The organism is Tritonibacter horizontis, assembly GCF_001518015.1.
In the GTDB taxonomy this organism is placed as follows: Bacteria; Pseudomonadota; Alphaproteobacteria; order Rhodobacterales; family Rhodobacteraceae; genus Epibacterium; species Epibacterium horizontis.
Genome location: NZ_LPUY01000052.1, coordinates 15,032 through 30,252, shown reverse-complemented (window position 1 = coordinate 30,252; position 15,221 = coordinate 15,032). Strand labels below are relative to the sequence as shown.

11 protein-coding genes are annotated in these 15,221 nt (G+C 60.7%); 8 read left to right on the top strand and 3 right to left on the bottom strand.

Translation table 11 applies throughout. The features are described from left to right. Positions 1–60: 60 nt before the first annotated feature. Positions 61–2,574 (bottom strand): Ig-like domain-containing protein, encoded by a 2,514-nt coding sequence (locus tag TRIHO_RS08360; RefSeq protein ID WP_068241966.1) that lies wholly within the window; start codon positions 2,572–2,574, stop codon positions 61–63. Positions 2,575–3,310: 736 nt separating this feature from the next. On the opposite strand from TRIHO_RS08360, the gene TRIHO_RS08355 reads away from it, so the two are divergent. From TRIHO_RS08355 to TRIHO_RS08345, 3 genes are read left to right on the top strand one after another with little or no spacing between them, the layout of a single operon-like run. Then, complete coding sequence (locus TRIHO_RS08355; RefSeq protein ID WP_068241965.1) at positions 3,311–5,245, top strand: PrkA family serine protein kinase; 1,935 nt, start codon at positions 3,311–3,313, stop codon at positions 5,243–5,245. 18 nt (positions 5,246–5,263) lie between these two features. Beyond that, a complete protein-coding gene (locus TRIHO_RS08350; protein ID WP_068241964.1) occupies positions 5,264–6,580 on the top strand; it encodes a YeaH/YhbH family protein in 1,317 nt (438 codons plus the stop codon). A gap of 3 nt (positions 6,581–6,583) precedes the next feature. Then, complete coding sequence (locus TRIHO_RS08345; protein WP_068241963.1) at positions 6,584–8,104, top strand: SpoVR family protein; 1,521 nt, start codon at positions 6,584–6,586, stop codon at positions 8,102–8,104. A 125-nt stretch (positions 8,105–8,229) separates the two neighbouring features. Here the strand turns inward: TRIHO_RS08345 and TRIHO_RS08340 are convergent, their stop codons facing one another. Continuing rightward, positions 8,230–9,345 (bottom strand): S-(hydroxymethyl)glutathione dehydrogenase/class III alcohol dehydrogenase, encoded by a 1,116-nt coding sequence (locus TRIHO_RS08340; protein ID WP_269745354.1) that lies wholly within the window; start codon positions 9,343–9,345, stop codon positions 8,230–8,232. A 382-nt stretch (positions 9,346–9,727) separates the two neighbouring features. Here TRIHO_RS08340 and cueR point away from each other — a divergent pair, with 382 nt between their 5' ends. Then, positions 9,728–10,129 (top strand): Cu(I)-responsive transcriptional regulator, encoded by a 402-nt coding sequence (cueR, locus tag TRIHO_RS08335; RefSeq protein ID WP_068241962.1) that lies wholly within the window; start codon positions 9,728–9,730, stop codon positions 10,127–10,129. Positions 10,130–10,133: 4 nt separating this feature from the next. Here cueR and TRIHO_RS08330 read toward each other — a convergent pair whose 3' ends face one another. Beyond that, positions 10,134–11,063 (bottom strand): CehA/McbA family metallohydrolase, encoded by a 930-nt coding sequence (locus TRIHO_RS08330; RefSeq protein ID WP_068241961.1) that lies wholly within the window; start codon positions 11,061–11,063, stop codon positions 10,134–10,136. A 648-nt stretch (positions 11,064–11,711) separates the two neighbouring features. Here TRIHO_RS08330 and TRIHO_RS08325 point away from each other — a divergent pair. Genes TRIHO_RS08325 through TRIHO_RS08310 form a run of 4 tightly spaced genes read left to right on the top strand, consistent with a single transcriptional unit; the run spans position 11,712 to position 15,213 of the window. Then, positions 11,712–12,587 carry a branched-chain amino acid ABC transporter permease gene (locus tag TRIHO_RS08325; protein ID WP_068241960.1) on the top strand — a complete coding sequence of 292 codons (876 nt, stop codon included), beginning with the start codon at positions 11,712–11,714 and terminating at the stop codon, positions 12,585–12,587. Positions 12,588–12,590: 3 nt separating this feature from the next. Next, positions 12,591–13,676, top strand: coding sequence for a branched-chain amino acid ABC transporter permease (locus TRIHO_RS08320; RefSeq protein ID WP_068241959.1), 1,086 nt, complete (start codon positions 12,591–12,593; stop codon positions 13,674–13,676). Further along, complete coding sequence (locus tag TRIHO_RS08315) at positions 13,673–14,440, top strand: ABC transporter ATP-binding protein (protein ID WP_068241955.1); 768 nt, start codon at positions 13,673–13,675, stop codon at positions 14,438–14,440. The genes TRIHO_RS08320 and TRIHO_RS08315 overlap by 4 nt, the downstream gene beginning before the upstream one ends. After that, positions 14,440–15,213, top strand: coding sequence for an ABC transporter ATP-binding protein (locus TRIHO_RS08310; protein ID WP_068241953.1), 774 nt, complete (start codon positions 14,440–14,442; stop codon positions 15,211–15,213). The genes TRIHO_RS08315 and TRIHO_RS08310 overlap by 1 nt, the downstream gene beginning before the upstream one ends. Positions 15,214–15,221: the final 8 nt, after the last annotated feature.

Below are 15,221 nucleotides of genomic sequence, written 5' to 3'. Positions count from 1 at the left end.
TAGCGTCGGCGCGCCCAGGACGCCCCGTAGGGGACAGTCCTGTGGCGCGCTGATCGGTGCTTAGATGATGACGTTTACGTCGTCTTCGACCAGCAGCATCGTATCGCCATCGCCGATGGTGTAGACATTGTAGGTCTCGCCATCCACGTCCTGGGTGCCCTGCAGCGTGCCGCCGGTCAGGGTCACCGTATCGTCGGCGCCGCCAAGAACCTTGAGCGTGTCAGAGTTACCGGAGAGCGCGTTGATATCGGCCTCGGTCAGAGTGAGGTTGGTGTCTGACGCATATTCCAGGTTCAGCGCATCAATGTTGAAGTCGCCAAGCGCCGCATGGTCCAGTGTTCCGCTTTCCGTCGCATTGTCCTGGAACAGGACCATGGTGGAAGAGGAGTTGCCCGCGGTGTCCTGGCTGCTGACCACCAGATTGGTGCCATCCGGGATCGCGGTGTCAAAGGTGAATTCGGTGCCGAAAACGTCATCCTGCGTGATCGTCGCGGTTGGCTGTTCTGTTGAGCCGTCGCTTTCCAGCGTGTTGACCGAATAGCTGTCGACCGCACCAGAGGTGGAGATCCGCCGCACGTCTTCGCCGGAGAAGGTGACAGCGTCCACGGTGGGGCTGTCGTATTCGGTATCGACGCTGAAGGTCTGCGACAGAACGGCGACGTTGCCGGCCGGATCGGTTGCCGTGATGGTTGCCGAGGTATTGTAAGTCCCCTCAGGCAGATCTTCGCCATCAAGGGTCAGCGTCCAATTGCCGTCGTCATCCACTGTTGCGGTATGGGTGGTGCCTTCGATCTCGACCTCGACGGTGGAGCCGACCTCGACCGTGCCATCGAGCGTAAAGCCGTCCGCCATTTCCTGCAGATTGATGATGTCATCGTCTGTCTGAAGGGGGTCGGATGCAAAATTCGTGACTTCGGTGTCGAGGCCAACGGTGTCGGTATCGCTTTCGGTATTGCCAACATCGTCGGTGATCGACGCGGTGACATCCAGCTCGTCGGTGCCTTCGGGGATCTCACCGGCGGCAAAGTCGTAGGACCAGTTGCCGTCGTCATCCGCAACCGTGGTGCCGCTTGCGTCGCCCAGGGTGACAGTGACTGTTTCGCCCGGCGTCGCGGTGCCGGTGATTGTCACATTGTCGGCGCGCTCTTCGGCGTTGATCACATCGTCGGTTTCAATCGGATCATCGGACAGCAGCACAAAGCCCGCGTCGGTGTCCACTTCGATGGTGGAGGTCGCGGTGGCCGTGTTGCCAACCAAATCCGTCGATGTCACGGAGATTTCCGTTTCGTATTCACCTTCGGGCAGGGTGCCGTCTTCGTAGGTGACCGTCCACACGCCGTCGTCGTCTGCGGTCGCGGTACGTGTGACACCTTCGACGGTAACAGACACGCTGGCGCCGGCTTCGGCCAGCCCGGTGATCGCTACACCTGCGGCCGCTTCGGCGGCGTTGACGATATCGTCGCCCCCGGCCAGCCCGGTGTCGATAGAAACGGAGGTCTCTGTGTCGACTTCAAGAATGTCGGTTGTGGTGGTGCTATTGCCGTGGGCATCCGTCGTGGTGATGGTGATGCCGGTTTCGTATTCGCCGGTGGCAATCTCTTCGGAGGTGAAGGTCACCGTCCAGCTGCCATCCTCGGCCACGGTTGTGGTCTGGGTCGCGCCATCAATCTCAAGCGTGACCGTCGCGCCCGCCTCACCGGTGCCGGTGATGATGGTGCCGCTCACTTGTTCTTCACCATCGACAATATCGCCGACAGACTGGGTGCCTTCGGTGATGATCACAGTCGGCGCTTCGGTGTCGATGTCGATGGTCGGACCGTCAAGGTCATCATATTCGGTGCCATCGGGGGCGACCACGCCGACCACGGTTTCGTAAACGCCGTCGTCGGGCAGGTCATCGGTGGGGATGTCCACCGACCAGGTGCCGTCGTCATCCACGGTTGTGGTGACCACGGTTGTCCCGATCGTGACTTCCACGTCGGAGCCTGCTTCGCCGGTGCCGGAGATAGTGACCCCGTCCGGGTCGCCTTCGGGCACGTCATAGGTGGCGTCGGCATCGTTGACGGTGGGGATGATCGCATTGGAGTCCGGGTCGTTGCCGTCTCCGCCGATGAGAACAGCCGCACCGGCCGCAGCGGCGCCTAAGGCCCCAAGCCCGCCCAGCAAAGGCGCGGCAAGCGGGGCGACCACCGGTTCGATCCGGTCCACCCCGAGAAAGACCATGTCATCGTAGGCGCTCCATTTGCCAGACAAATCAATGGGTTCGTAGCTGGCGAACAGCATGCCTTCGGATTTGTCTTCCAGGACCACTTCGATGAAATCGCCGTCGTCACTCAGGAACAGGTTCTTGCCGCCTGTGGCGTAATACCCGTCCAGCTCAACCACCGTGCCATCTGACAATGTAATGTGGAGATCGTTGCCGCGGCGGGCGTAGCTCTCAACATCGGAAGGGCTCAGGTTGAGGGAAATTTCATTGGCGCCGGACGTCGGGATTACAGAAGGGGATCCTTCCGAAGAGGTGCCATGCTGGTTGGTACCCGATGCGTCGCGGGCAATATATGCAACGATGCTCATGCCTAACTGCTCACTTTATACCGGACACGCAGCAGGAAATTGCCCCGCGCCGCTGTTTCATTTGCCTGTATTCGTCTGCCTCGTGCCGTCTTTGCGGCAATATTAAGGTCAGTATGCATTCAACTCTAATTGTGTGTCCAGTCCGACCGTGCCGAAACGGGACCGGATTGGCGTTTAAGCGTGACTCAAACAGCGCAGTTTGGTCGGTTCCTGCCCCGTCGTGACCTTTTTGCTGCACTCCTTAACAGTAGGTTAACGTAAATTAACCGTGATACCGGTCGGGGTCAGCAGAGGTGCACACGCGACTTTGAGCTCCGCCTTGGTCCTGCGCGCCGCTAGGGGCATGGGTTTGTTCACTTCCCACGCGGCCCCCGAGGTCACGAGCTGCCCCCGCCACCGGGGCAGCGGGGATGCCTAGAAATCGTGCAGTGTTCCTGAAAAGTTTACCAGCGTTAATCGAAAATATACCAATCTTCATTATGCTGGGTGGCACATGTAGTGTAAGCTATAAACAAAAGACGACCGACGCTTCAGCTCTTGGCACTCGTCAATATCCTCCTAGTCTTAAACTTGTCGAGGACCGTGGCGCCAAGCTGAACCTCACAGCGCCGAGCAGAACCCAAATAACAACAATAAGCGCGGACACCCTCGCGGCCCTCGTCAGGCCAACCCGTTCGCGTGGAATGAAGGAGCCCAGGAGGACGGGTAACGACGTTAACCAGGAGGCGAGACCCCGATGAACAAAGTTGCAGAGCTTTTTGCAGAGGCCTATGGCCAGACGCGCGAGCAGGAAATGTCTTTGCAGGACTATCTCATGGCCTGTCGCGATGATCCCAGCATGTACGCCAATGTGGCGGAACGGATGCTGAAGGCCATTGGACAGGAAGAATTGGTCGACACATCGCGGGACGCCCGGCTGGGACCGATCTTCCAGAACCGGACGATCAAACGCTATTCCGCCTTCAAGGATTTTTACGGCATGGAGGACACGGTCGAGCGGATCGTGGGCTATTTCCGGCATGCGGCCCAGGGGCTGGAGGAACGCAAACAGATCCTCTACCTGCTCGGCCCGGTCGGGGGCGGTAAATCCTCACTTGCGGAGCGGCTGAAGCGGATCGTCGAGGATGAGCCGATCTATGTGCTGAAGGCCGGCGATCAGATCTCGCCAATTTTCGAGAGCCCGCTCGGGTTGTTCGATCCCGTCCGCATGGGGCCGCTCATGCAGGAGGAATACGGCATCGCCACCCATCGTTTGCCCGGGCTGATGTCGCCCTGGGCGGTGCAGCGGCTGGATGAGTTCGAGGGCAATATCAACAAGTTTTCGGTGGTGCGGCTGCATCCCTCGCGCCTGCGCCGGATCTGCGTTGCCAAGGTGGAACCGGGGGACGAGAACAATCAGGACATTTCGACCCTCGTCGGCAAAGTTGACATCCGTCAACTCGAACATTTCAGCCAGGACAATCCCGACGCCTACAGCTTTTCCGGTGGTCTGAACCGGGCAACGCAGGGCGTGCTGGAATTCGTTGAGATGTTCAAGGCCCCGATCAAGATGTTGCATCCGTTGCTGACGGCAACCCAGGAAGGCAACTACATGGGGACCGAAAGCTTTGGCGCGATCCCCTTCAACGGTCTGATCCTGGCGCATTCAAACGAGAGCGAATGGCAGACCTTCAAGAACAACAAGAACAACGAGGCCTTTATCGACCGGGTGTCGATCGTGAAGGTGCCCTATTGCCTGCGGGTCACCGAAGAGGCGAAGATCTACGAGAAGCTGCTGGAACATTCGGAGCTGCGCAGCGCGCCCTGTGCGCCGGAAACGCTCAAGATCCTCAGCCGGTTCTCCGTGCTGACCCGGCTGAAGCCGCACGAAAATTCAAACCTCTATTCCAAGATGCGGGTCTATGATGGCGAAAGCCTGAAGGACACCGACCCCAAGGCCAAGACGGTGCAGGAATACCAGGACCGCGCCGGCGTCGATGAGGGAATGAACGGGATTTCCACCCGCTTTGCCTTCAAGGTGCTGTCTTCGGTGTTCAACTACGACACCAAGGAGGTCGGGGCGGATCCGGTGCATCTGATGTATGTGCTGGAACAGATGATCAAGCGAGAGCAGTTCCCGCAGGAGACGGAACAGAAATACCTTGCCTTCATCAAGACCGATCTGGCGCCGCGCTATGAGGAGTTCATCGGCAACGAGATCCAGAAAGCCTATCTGGAGAGCTATACAGAATACGGCCAGAACGTCTTTGACCGCTATATCGCCTATGCCGATGCCTGGATCGAAGAGCAGGACTATAAGGACCCTGATACCGGTCAGCTCTATGATCGCGAGGTGCTTGATGCGGAACTGTCGAAGATCGAAAAACCCGTCGGCATCGCCAACCCGAAGGATTTCCGCAACGAAGTGGTCAAATTTGCCCTGCGGCACCGGGCAAACACCGGGGTGAACCCGGCCTGGAACTCCTATGAAAAACTGCGCGATGTGATCGAAAAACACATGTTCAGCCAGGTTGAGGAACTGCTGCCGGTGATCTCTTTCGGGTCCAAGAAGGACAGCCAGACCGAGGGCAAACATCAGGAGTTCGTCGAGCGGATGCGCGAACATGGCTACACCGACAGGCAAGTCCGACGCCTTGTCGAATGGTACATGCGGGTGAACAAGGCGGGCTAACAGGCGGGAGGTGTCTTGATGCACCACTTCATCGACAGGCGCGCAAATCCAAAGGGCAAAAGTTTGGGGAACCGGCAACGGTTCCTCCGCCGGGCGCGCGAGAATATCAAGGAACGGGTCGACCGCTCAATCCGGGAAAAATCCATCGGCAAGGGCGAGAGCGTGCCGGAGAATGGTGAGGAAATCACCATTCCCGCCAAAGGGCTGAAAGAGCCACGTCTCTATCACGGGCCGGGCGGCAATCGCCGGTATGTTCTGCCGGGCAACAAGGATTTTGTCGTTGGCGACACCGTCGACCGGCCCAGAGGCGGCGCGGGCGAGGGCGGGCGAGAGGCGTCCGAAGATGGCGACGGAGATGACGAGTTTTCCTTCACCCTGACGCGGGATGAATATCTGGAGATCCTGTTTGACGGGCTCGAACTGCCGGATCTGGTGGAAAAGGCCACCGTGGAGACGGAAACCATTGGCACCCGGCGGGCCGGGCTGACCACCGCTGGCACTCCCAACAACCTGAACCTTGTGCGCACCATGCGCAATTCGCTGGGGCGGCGCATCGCGTTGCAGCGCCCGAGTACGAAGTCGCAGCGCGAACTGGAAGACCAGATCGAGGAGCTGGAGGGCCTGGAGGCCCGCTCGCCCAGCCAGGATGATCTGTTGGTGGTGCTAAAGACAAAGCTGGAAGGGATCATTCGCAAGCGCCGGGTGGTCGGCTATATTGATCCGCTGGATTTGCGGTTCGATACCTATGTGCCCGAAAAGATCCGCAATTCGCGCGCTGTGGTGTTTTGCCTGATGGATGTTTCCGGCTCCATGCAGGAACGGGAAAAGGATCTGGCGAAACGGTTCTTCCTGCTGCTGCATCTGTTCCTGACGCGCTGCTATGAACATACCGAACTGGTCTTTGTCCGCCACACCCACTACGCGCAGGAAGTCGATGAGGAGACGTTTTTCTATGCGCGCGAAACGGGCGGTACCATCGTCTCCACCGCACTGGAAAAGATGAAGGAAATCATCGACGACCGGTATCCGTCGGATGAATGGAACATCTATGGCGCCCAGGCGTCGGACGGGGAAAACTTTGGCAATGACTCCGTGCGCTGCCGAAAGTTGCTGACCGAAGAGCTGCTGCCGGTCTGCCAGTTCTACGCCTATGTTGAAATTGTCGAGGAGGCCGCGCAGATGTTGCTGGATAACGCCGAAGTGGGCGAGGATCTGTGGCAGAACTATCGCCAGGTCAAGGCGGCAGCAGCCCATTTCGAGATGCAGCGCGTGTCGCAACCCAGCCATATCTACCCGATCTTCCGGGAATTCTTCCTGCCCAAGGTGAAAGGCTGACCCATGCAAACTGCGCATCCCACGGCCGCACCGCTTTTTACCGGGTCGGAATGGACCTTTGAGTTGTTGGAAAAGGCCCGCGACGCGATCGAGAAAATCGCGCTGGGCGACCTCGGGCTAGACGTTTATCCCAACCAGATCGAGATCATCTCGGCCGAGCAGATGCTGGATGCCTATTCCTGCGTCGGGCTGCCACTGATGTATCAGCACTGGTCCTTTGGCAAACATTTCGCCCGCGACGAGGCCCTGTATCGCACCGGGCGACAGGGCTTGGCCTATGAGATCGTGATCAACTCCAACCCCTGCATCAGCTACAACATGGAAGAAAACACCATGGCGATGCAGACCCTGGTGATGGCGCATGCGGCCTTTGGGCATAACCATTTCTTCAAGAACAACTATCTGTTCCAGCAATGGACCGATGCCGAGGGCATTCACGACTATCTGGCCTTTGCCAAGAACTACATCGCCGCCTGCGAGGAGCGCTATGGCGTTGATGCGGTCGAGGAGATCCTGGACGCGGCCCACGCCCTGCAGGCGCAGGGGGTGTTCCGGTACGGCCGCCCGCCAAAGCCGACGATCGAGGAACGCAAGGCGATGCAGCAGCTGCGCGAGGCCTATGAAACCGGGCAAAGCGCGCTCGATATCTGGACCGATGCGACCCTTGGCCTGTCGCGCGATGCCGAGATGACGGAGGCGGAAACCGGCCATGCCGGGCGACGTAAAAAGATGAATATGCCGCAGGAAAACATCCTGTATTTCCTTGAGAAACACAGCCCCGTTCTTGAACCCTGGCAACGGGAAATCCTGCGGATCGTGCGGATGCTGGCGCAGTATCTTTATCCGCAGAAACAGACCAAGGTGATGAACGAAGGCTGCGCGACCTTCGTGCATTATCACATCATCAATGCCCTGCATGATCAGGGGCTGATTAGCCAAGGCGCCTTTATGGAGATGATGCATAGCCATACAAATGTGGTGATGCAGCCCGAATACGACGATCCGCGGTATTCCGGGATCAATCCCTATGCGCTGGGGTTTGCCATGATGCAGGACATCCAGCGGATCTGTGAAAACCCGACCGACGAGGACCGCGAGTGGTTCCCGGCCATTGCCGGTGATCCCGACTGGCGCGGGGTGCTGCGCAACGCCTGGGCCAATTACCGTGACGAGAGTTTCATCCAGCAATTCCTGTCGCCGCATCTGATCCGGAAGTTCAAGCTTTTTACGCTCACCGATAACGAGACCCATCCGCAGTTGGTCATCAGTCAGATCCACAATCGGGCTGGCTACAAGGCGATCCGCCGGGATCTCGCGCGGCAATACGACCTTGCCTATATCGAGCCGGACATTCAGGTGACGGACGCTGACCTGAAAGGGGACCGAACCCTGAAGCTCACCCATACGGTGCGCGACAATGTATATCTGGCCGAAGATGAACGCGACGAGGTTCTGCGCCATCTGCGCCGGCTATGGGGATATGACGTGAAACTTGCGGCGGTCGAGGCGTCATTGGCGGGCTGACGGTCCGGCCTTTGGTTGCCTCGTCCGCAGGGCAAGGCAGGAAGGCCAGGGAGCGACGAAAAACGCAGGCCCTGATGGAGGCCTGCGGTCTGGTTCATTTCGCGACGCTGTCCCGCGAAGGGGCGTCAGAATTCGACGACGGCGCGGATTGATTTTCCGGCATGCATCAGCTCGAACCCTTCGTTGATCTGATCAAGGGTCAGCTTGTGCGTGATCATCGGGTCGATCTCGATCTTGCCGTCCATATACCAGTCGACGATTTTCGGCACATCGGTGCGCCCGGAGGCGCCACCGAATGCAGTGCCGCGCCAGGACCGGCCGGTGACCAGCTGGAAGGGACGGGTGGAGATTTCGGCACCGGCGGGGGCAACGCCGATGATGATGCTCTCGCCCCAGCCCTTGTGGGCCGCCTCAAGCGCGGTGCGCATGACGTTGACGTTGCCGGTCGCGTCAAAGGTATAATCTGCGCCGCCGCCGGTCAGTTCGACCAGATGCGCCACCAGATCGCCGGTCACCTCCGAGGGGTTCACAAAATCCGTCATGCCGAATTTCTCGGCCATCTCCACCTTGCCGGGGTTGAGGTCAACGCCGACAATCTGGTCCGCCCCCGCGAGCCGCAGCCCCTGGATCACGTTGAGGCCAATGCCACCAAGGCCAAAGACAATCGCGGTCGATCCGATTTCGACCTTGGCCGTGTTGATCACCGCCCCGATGCCGGTGGTGACACCGCAGCCGATATAGCAGACCTTGTCGAACGGCGCGTCCTGCCGGATTTTCGCCAGGGCGATTTCCGGCACCACAGTGTGGTTGGCGAAGGTGGAGCAGCCCATGTAATGGTGGATCGGCGTGCCGTCCTCCAGCGAGAAGCGGGTGGTGCCGTCGGGCAGCAGACCCTGGCCCTGGGTGGCGCGGATCGCCTGGCACAGGTTTGTCTTGGGGTTCAGGCAGTAATCGCATTCGCGACATTCGGGGGTGTAGAGCGGGATCACATGGTCGCCGGGTTTCAGGCTTTTGACGCCTTCGCCCACTTCGATCACCACGCCAGCACCCTCGTGGCCGAGGATCGCGGGAAAGATGCCTTCGGGATCATCGCCGGAGCGGGTGAACTCGTCCGTGTGACACAGGCCGGTGGCCTTGATCTCGACCAGGACCTCTCCCGCTTTGGGGCCGTCAAGGTTCACGTCCATGATTTCCAAAGGCTTGCCAGGGGCCATGGCAACGGCGGCGCGGGTTTTGATCATCGGTTTGTCCTTCTTCTCAGACGTTTCAGTCCTGTGTGTCCCGCCGGTGGGGCGGAGGGCCGGGCCCGTTTGTGGCGCAGCCGATCGCATGGTCCGCTGCGGGTCGGCGCCACACTGCGGTTGTTCGCTAAGACCTACATCAGTCTGTCGGCCCGGCGCAACTGCCGCGGACGGCGCAAAAACTGTCGCCCGGTGCGGCGTTCTTTCGGCTTCTAACACGGCACCCGCAGCGCTGAGGCGTTCGAAACCGACCCATGGCCGCGCGCTGGCGTCGGGGCGGCGCGCATCCGCCGGTCAAGTTTGCGTTCAGCGACTTGAGATTTCCCTGTGTTTTGCCCATGTTGTGGGAGCCGCCACAGGCAAGTCAGAGAGGCGATGGATGATGAATATCGGAGATGTTGCGACCAGGTCGGGCCTGCCAGCCAAGACAATCCGCTACTACGAGGATATCGGTCTGATCCGCCCCGGCCGCAGCGCCAATGGCTATCGGTGTTTTGAAGAGCGGGATCTGCACAAGCTGGCCTTTCTGGGCCGGGCGCGGGCTTTGGGGTTCTCCATCGAGGATTGCCGCATGTTGCTCGGCCTCTACGAAGACGACAGCCGCGCCAGTGCGGACGTCAAGCAACTGGCGCTGACCCATCTGACCAAGATCGAGGCGAAAATCGCCGACCTGCAGGCGATGCGGGAAACCCTGAGCGAGCTGATCACCTGCTGCGCAGGCGACAATCGTCCGGATTGCCCGATCCTGCGGGATCTGTCGGGCGACGGCGAGGCCCCCCTTTAGCGCGTCAGAGCTTTCCCGGCCAGAACGGGTTGGACCAGGCGCGTTTGCCGGCGCGGTCGGTGACCGTGACCCGCAACCATGGGCTTTGTGCCAGCCGCCCCAGCTCTATGGTGGCGGTGGTCATGGCCTCGCCATACACCATTTCCGCTGCGTTGCCCGCCGCCTGCACACAGATGATCGAAGCCGCAGAGCAGGCAACGCGGACCCGGTCACCTTCGAACCAGATCCCGTCAATCTGTGGTCCCTGCGACGAATAGAACTGGCCGGATTTTAGCGCTGCCAGCAGAGGCTCGGGGCTGTTTTCCTCAGCCTTTACCATCACCCAGCCGCCAAAGGCGTCCGGGCCTTTGAAGTGGGCGTCATCGGTGGCGATCAGGGTCAGCGCGCGCCCCTCGGACAGCAAAAGTTCCAGCATCGGCATGCCGGTGCCCCGGTCGCTGAGGCTATGGGCGCCATGGTTGTAGGTTTCGACCGCATGGGCGGCTGTGATGCTGCGGGCATCCGCCATGGTCAGACCGGACCAATGCGGATGCGCAATTGCCACAAAGGCGCCAGCGTCGCGCGCCCGCGCCGCAAGCTCTGGCGCGCTTTCCTGACCGGGCACGGGCTGGAATCCCGGCGAATGCGACGGCGCGAAATCCGCCGGGATCCCCACCGCGAGAAGATGCCACAACTCGCCATTTTCCTGCGCGCCGGAATGCATTTCAATCCCCAGAAGGGTGGTGAAATCCGCGTCACGGTAGGGGGCTGTATCGACGATGGGGTAGTCCCAGAGGCCGATGAAATGATCGGTCAGGGATATGAAGTCATACCCTTCGGCCTTGTACCTGCGGCAGACCTCTTGCGGCGGCAGGGCGCCATCGGTCCGGTCCGAATGGGTGTGCAGGTTGCCACGGAAAAACCGACCGGGCGCGGCGAAGGGGGACAGCAGCATGTTTAGGGCTCGTTGGGTTTTGAATAGAACTGGCCCCCCTCTATCGCCGCACTGCGACAGTTGTGTGACCCTGCGGGGAGCGCCCGACTGGCAAAACAGGCAGAGGCGGGAGGAGCCACGCCAGACCAGTCCCGCCAAGACCCAACGCTTTGACGCGCCAGGTTGCCATCTGCGAGGGAGGAGGCCCAGGCGAGAAAGCCGACGGAGCGTTGAAAAACAACACTGATGCGCCCCCAACCAGGCGGGCAATCCCCGCACAGGGCAGGACGCGTGGGGTGCAATTGCACCACGTAGGAGGAGTAGCCCATGCCGGCGCAGGAAACGCGCGGCGCGGGCTGACCACGCGCGGCGTTCGCATAAGCGGATGCTGCTGGGGGCGCAAGCCAAAGTCACCGCACCTCGCTGGTTTTTCGCGCTGGAATAACCGTGAAACATGTCAAGGTTGAAGATTTACGTCAAAAATCCCGATAAACGGGCAATTCCGCAGATTGGAACCGATTGACAGCGCAAATTTTCCGCCACTAGAGTGAGAGGAACACGGGACGTGATCGGTTTGGAGAGGCCGAGGCGAGGAGGCCAAGTTGCGCCCTGGTGTTGCCGTCGTCGCACAGACGTTCGGTGGCCGCGCATAGCGGTGGGGAGGACAATTTGGACCAATTGCAGCTTCTTGTCAGTGGGCTTGCGAATGGCTGTGTCTACGGCCTGATCGCGCTTGGATTTGTGCTTATCTACAAGGCGACCGAGGCGGTGAATTTCGCCCAGGGCGATTTCATGATGCTGGGCGCATTTGTTGCCCTTGGTCTGACAAACGCGGAATACATGGCGCTGCCGTTTTGGCTGGCGGCCCCTCTGTCGATCCTGGTGATGGCGGTGTTGGGCTATCTGCTGGACCTTCTGGTGCTGCGCCGTCTTTTTGGCCAGAGCCAGATCGCCGTGGTCATTCTGACCATCGCCCTGGGCTTTGTGATCCGGTTTGTGGCCGGAGCCATCTGGGGGCATGAGCCGCAGACATTGCAAAGCCCGCTGTCGCAAGGGGATATCTCCCTTGGCGGCGTGGTGCTGAGCGTTGTGGATCTGGCGGTGATCGTGGTGACGGTCCTTTTGACGATCACGCTGTACCAGTTCTTTCAGCGCACCAGACTGGGCTTGGCGATGCAGGCGGCGAGCCAGAACCAGATGGCCGCCTATGTGATGGGCATCCCGGTCAAGCGGGTTCAGGGGCTGATCTGGGGGATCTCCGGGGCGACCGCTGCCGTTGCCGGTATTCTCTTTGCGTCCAAGGGCGCGATGGACCCGAATGCCGGGCTGCTCGGGATCAAGGCATTTGCCGCGGCGGTCATTGGTGGGTTCGGATCGCTCCCCGGTGCGCTTGTCGGCGGGCTGATCGTCGGGGTGATCGAACCCTTCGCCGCGCGGTATCTGGCGGCGGGCTATTCCCAGATCGCGCCCTATGCGCTGCTTCTTGCGGTGCTGGTGTTCCGACCGCATGGGCTGATTTCCCAGACCCGCATGAAAAAGGTCTGAGCCATGCGCATTCAGTTCAAGACCAGCTATGACCACGACATGCGCCTGTTTCCGGACGCCTGGACGGCCTGTGTCTATGGCGCGCTGATGGTGGTGATGGTGCTGCTGCCGGTGCTGCTGGACGAATTCTTTCTGGGCGAGATCACCAATGTTCTGATCTGGGCGATTGGCGGACTGGGCCTGATGTTGCTGACCGGGCAGAGCGGCCAGGCCAGCCTTGGCCATGCGGCCTTTCTGGCGATGGGCTGCTACAGCAACACCATCCTGATAGAGCAGGGCCTGCCCTTTGTGATTGCGTTCCCGTTGGCGGGCGTTCTGACGGGGCTGTTTGGCATGGTGATCGCCATCCCGGCCATCCGGCTGCACGGGATCTATCTGGCGATGGCGACCATCGCGGTTTCGGTGCTGGCGGATGACGTGATCGTGCTGCTGGAGCCCTGGACCGGAGGCGTCAGCGGCAAGTTCCCGGAGCCGATCGTGATTTTCGGATTTGAAATCGAACGGTGGAGCCAACCGGGGCGGTTTTACTATCTGGTGCTTGCCGTGACCGTCATCAGCACGTTGTTTTACCGCAATCTGTTGCGCGCGCCGATGGGCCGCGCCTTTGCTGCCGTGCGCGATAGCGAAGTCTCGGCGACGGCCCTCGGCGTTCATATCCCGCGCACAAAGGCCATCGCCTTTGGCCTGTCCTGCATGATCACCGGCTGGGCCGGGGCCTTGATGGGCTATCACGCGGGCACCTTCAACAACGAGACATTCTCCCTGGTGATTTCCATCACCCTGTTGATGATGATCGTCATCGGCGGGCTGGGGTCGATCCATGGCGCGTTCCTCGGCGCGGCTGTTGTCGCCTTCCTGCCGCAGGCCTTGTCGATGACCACAGACCTGTTTGGCGGCAGCGGGGTGGCCATTCCGGGATTGGAAACCGGGGTGTTTGGGCTGATCCTGATCCTTTTTATCCTGTTCGAACCGACGGGGATCTATGGCCGGTGGCTGAAGATCCGCACCTGGTTCGAGCTGTTCCCCTTCGCGCGCAAGGCCATGTTCCGCCGCCAGAAGAGCTACCTCAAGACGGAGCGGCTGCGATGAGCCTGCTCGAAATCCGGAACGCCACATTGAAATTCGGCGGGGTGGTGGCGGTGAACGATCTGAGTTTTGCCATCGAGGAGGGCGAGGTCTATGCCATCGTCGGCCCGAACGGGGCCGGAAAATCGACCGTGTTCAACATGATCTCGCGGTTTTATGCGCCTTTCGCCGGGCAATTTCGCTTTGACGGGCAGGATCTGCTGACGGTCAGGCCGGATCAGGTTGCCAACCTCGGGATCGCGCGGACCTTTCAGAACATCGAACTGTTTGATCAGGCAACGGTGCTGCAGAACCTGCTGGTCGGTCGCCACCGGCACCGGCAGAGCACCCTGCTGGAAGAGTTGTTCTTCGCGCCACGGGTGCGCGCCGAGGAACGCCGCCATCGCCACGCGGTGGAAGAGGTGATCGAGTTTCTCGACCTGCAGGCCTATCGCGACAAACGCATCGCGGGGTTGCCCTACGGCATTCGCAAGGTGGTCGAGCTGGGCCGCGCGCTGGCCTCTGGTCCGCGCCTGTTGCTGCTGGATGAACCGGCGTCAGGCCTGTCGGTGGAGGAAACCCAGGACATGCGCTGGTGGATTGATGACATCCGCCGCCAGATGGGCATCACCGTCCTGATGGTGGAGCATGACATGGGGCTGGTCTCTGGCGTCTGCGACCGGGTCCTGGCGCTGGCCGATGGGGCCCGGCTTGCCGAGGGCACGCCGGCCGAGGTGCAGTCGGACCCGCGCGTCATCGAAGCCTACCTTGGCACGGGGGCGGTCTGATGGGGGAGCCGCTGCTGGAGATCCGCAACCTGGAGAGCTTCTACGGCCCTATCATGGCCATTCGCGGCGTGTCGCTGACGGTCGAGCCCGGCCAGATTGTGACGGTGCTCGGCGCCAATGGTGCCGGGAAATCCACCCTGCTCAGGACGATTTCGGGCCTGATGGACCCGGAAAAGGGCGAAATCCATTTCGCGGGACGCCCGATCCATGGTCAGGAGCCCCACAAGGTGGTGGAGGCCGGTATCGTGCATGTGCCGGAGGGGCGCGAAGTTTTTCCGCTGCTTACGGTTGATGAAAACCTGACCCTCGGGGCCTATACCCGCCGCGACCGGACCGAGATCGCGCGGGACCGCGAGAAGGTCTTTGACTATTTTCCCATCCTCGCCGAACGCCGCCATCAGGAGGCCGGGACCCTGTCCGGCGGCCAGCAGCAGATGCTCGCCATCGGGCGCGGGCTGATGTTGCGACCCAGGATCATGTTGCTGGACGAACCCTCGCTCGGCCTGTCCCCGCTGCTGGTGCAGGAAATCTTTGCCATCCTGCGGCGGCTCAATGCCGACGAAGGCGTGACCATGGTGCTGGTCGAACAGAATGCCCGCGTGGCGCTGGATCTGGCCCATGCCGGCTATGTGATGGAGATCGGCCGGGTGGTGATGAACGGCAGCGCCGACCGGCTGAAAAACAGCGAGGATATTCAAGCCTTCTACCTTGGACAGCAGGAGGTGGGCCAGCGTGGAGAAAAACGCTGGAAACGCAAGAAAACCTGGCGCTGACGGCAGCG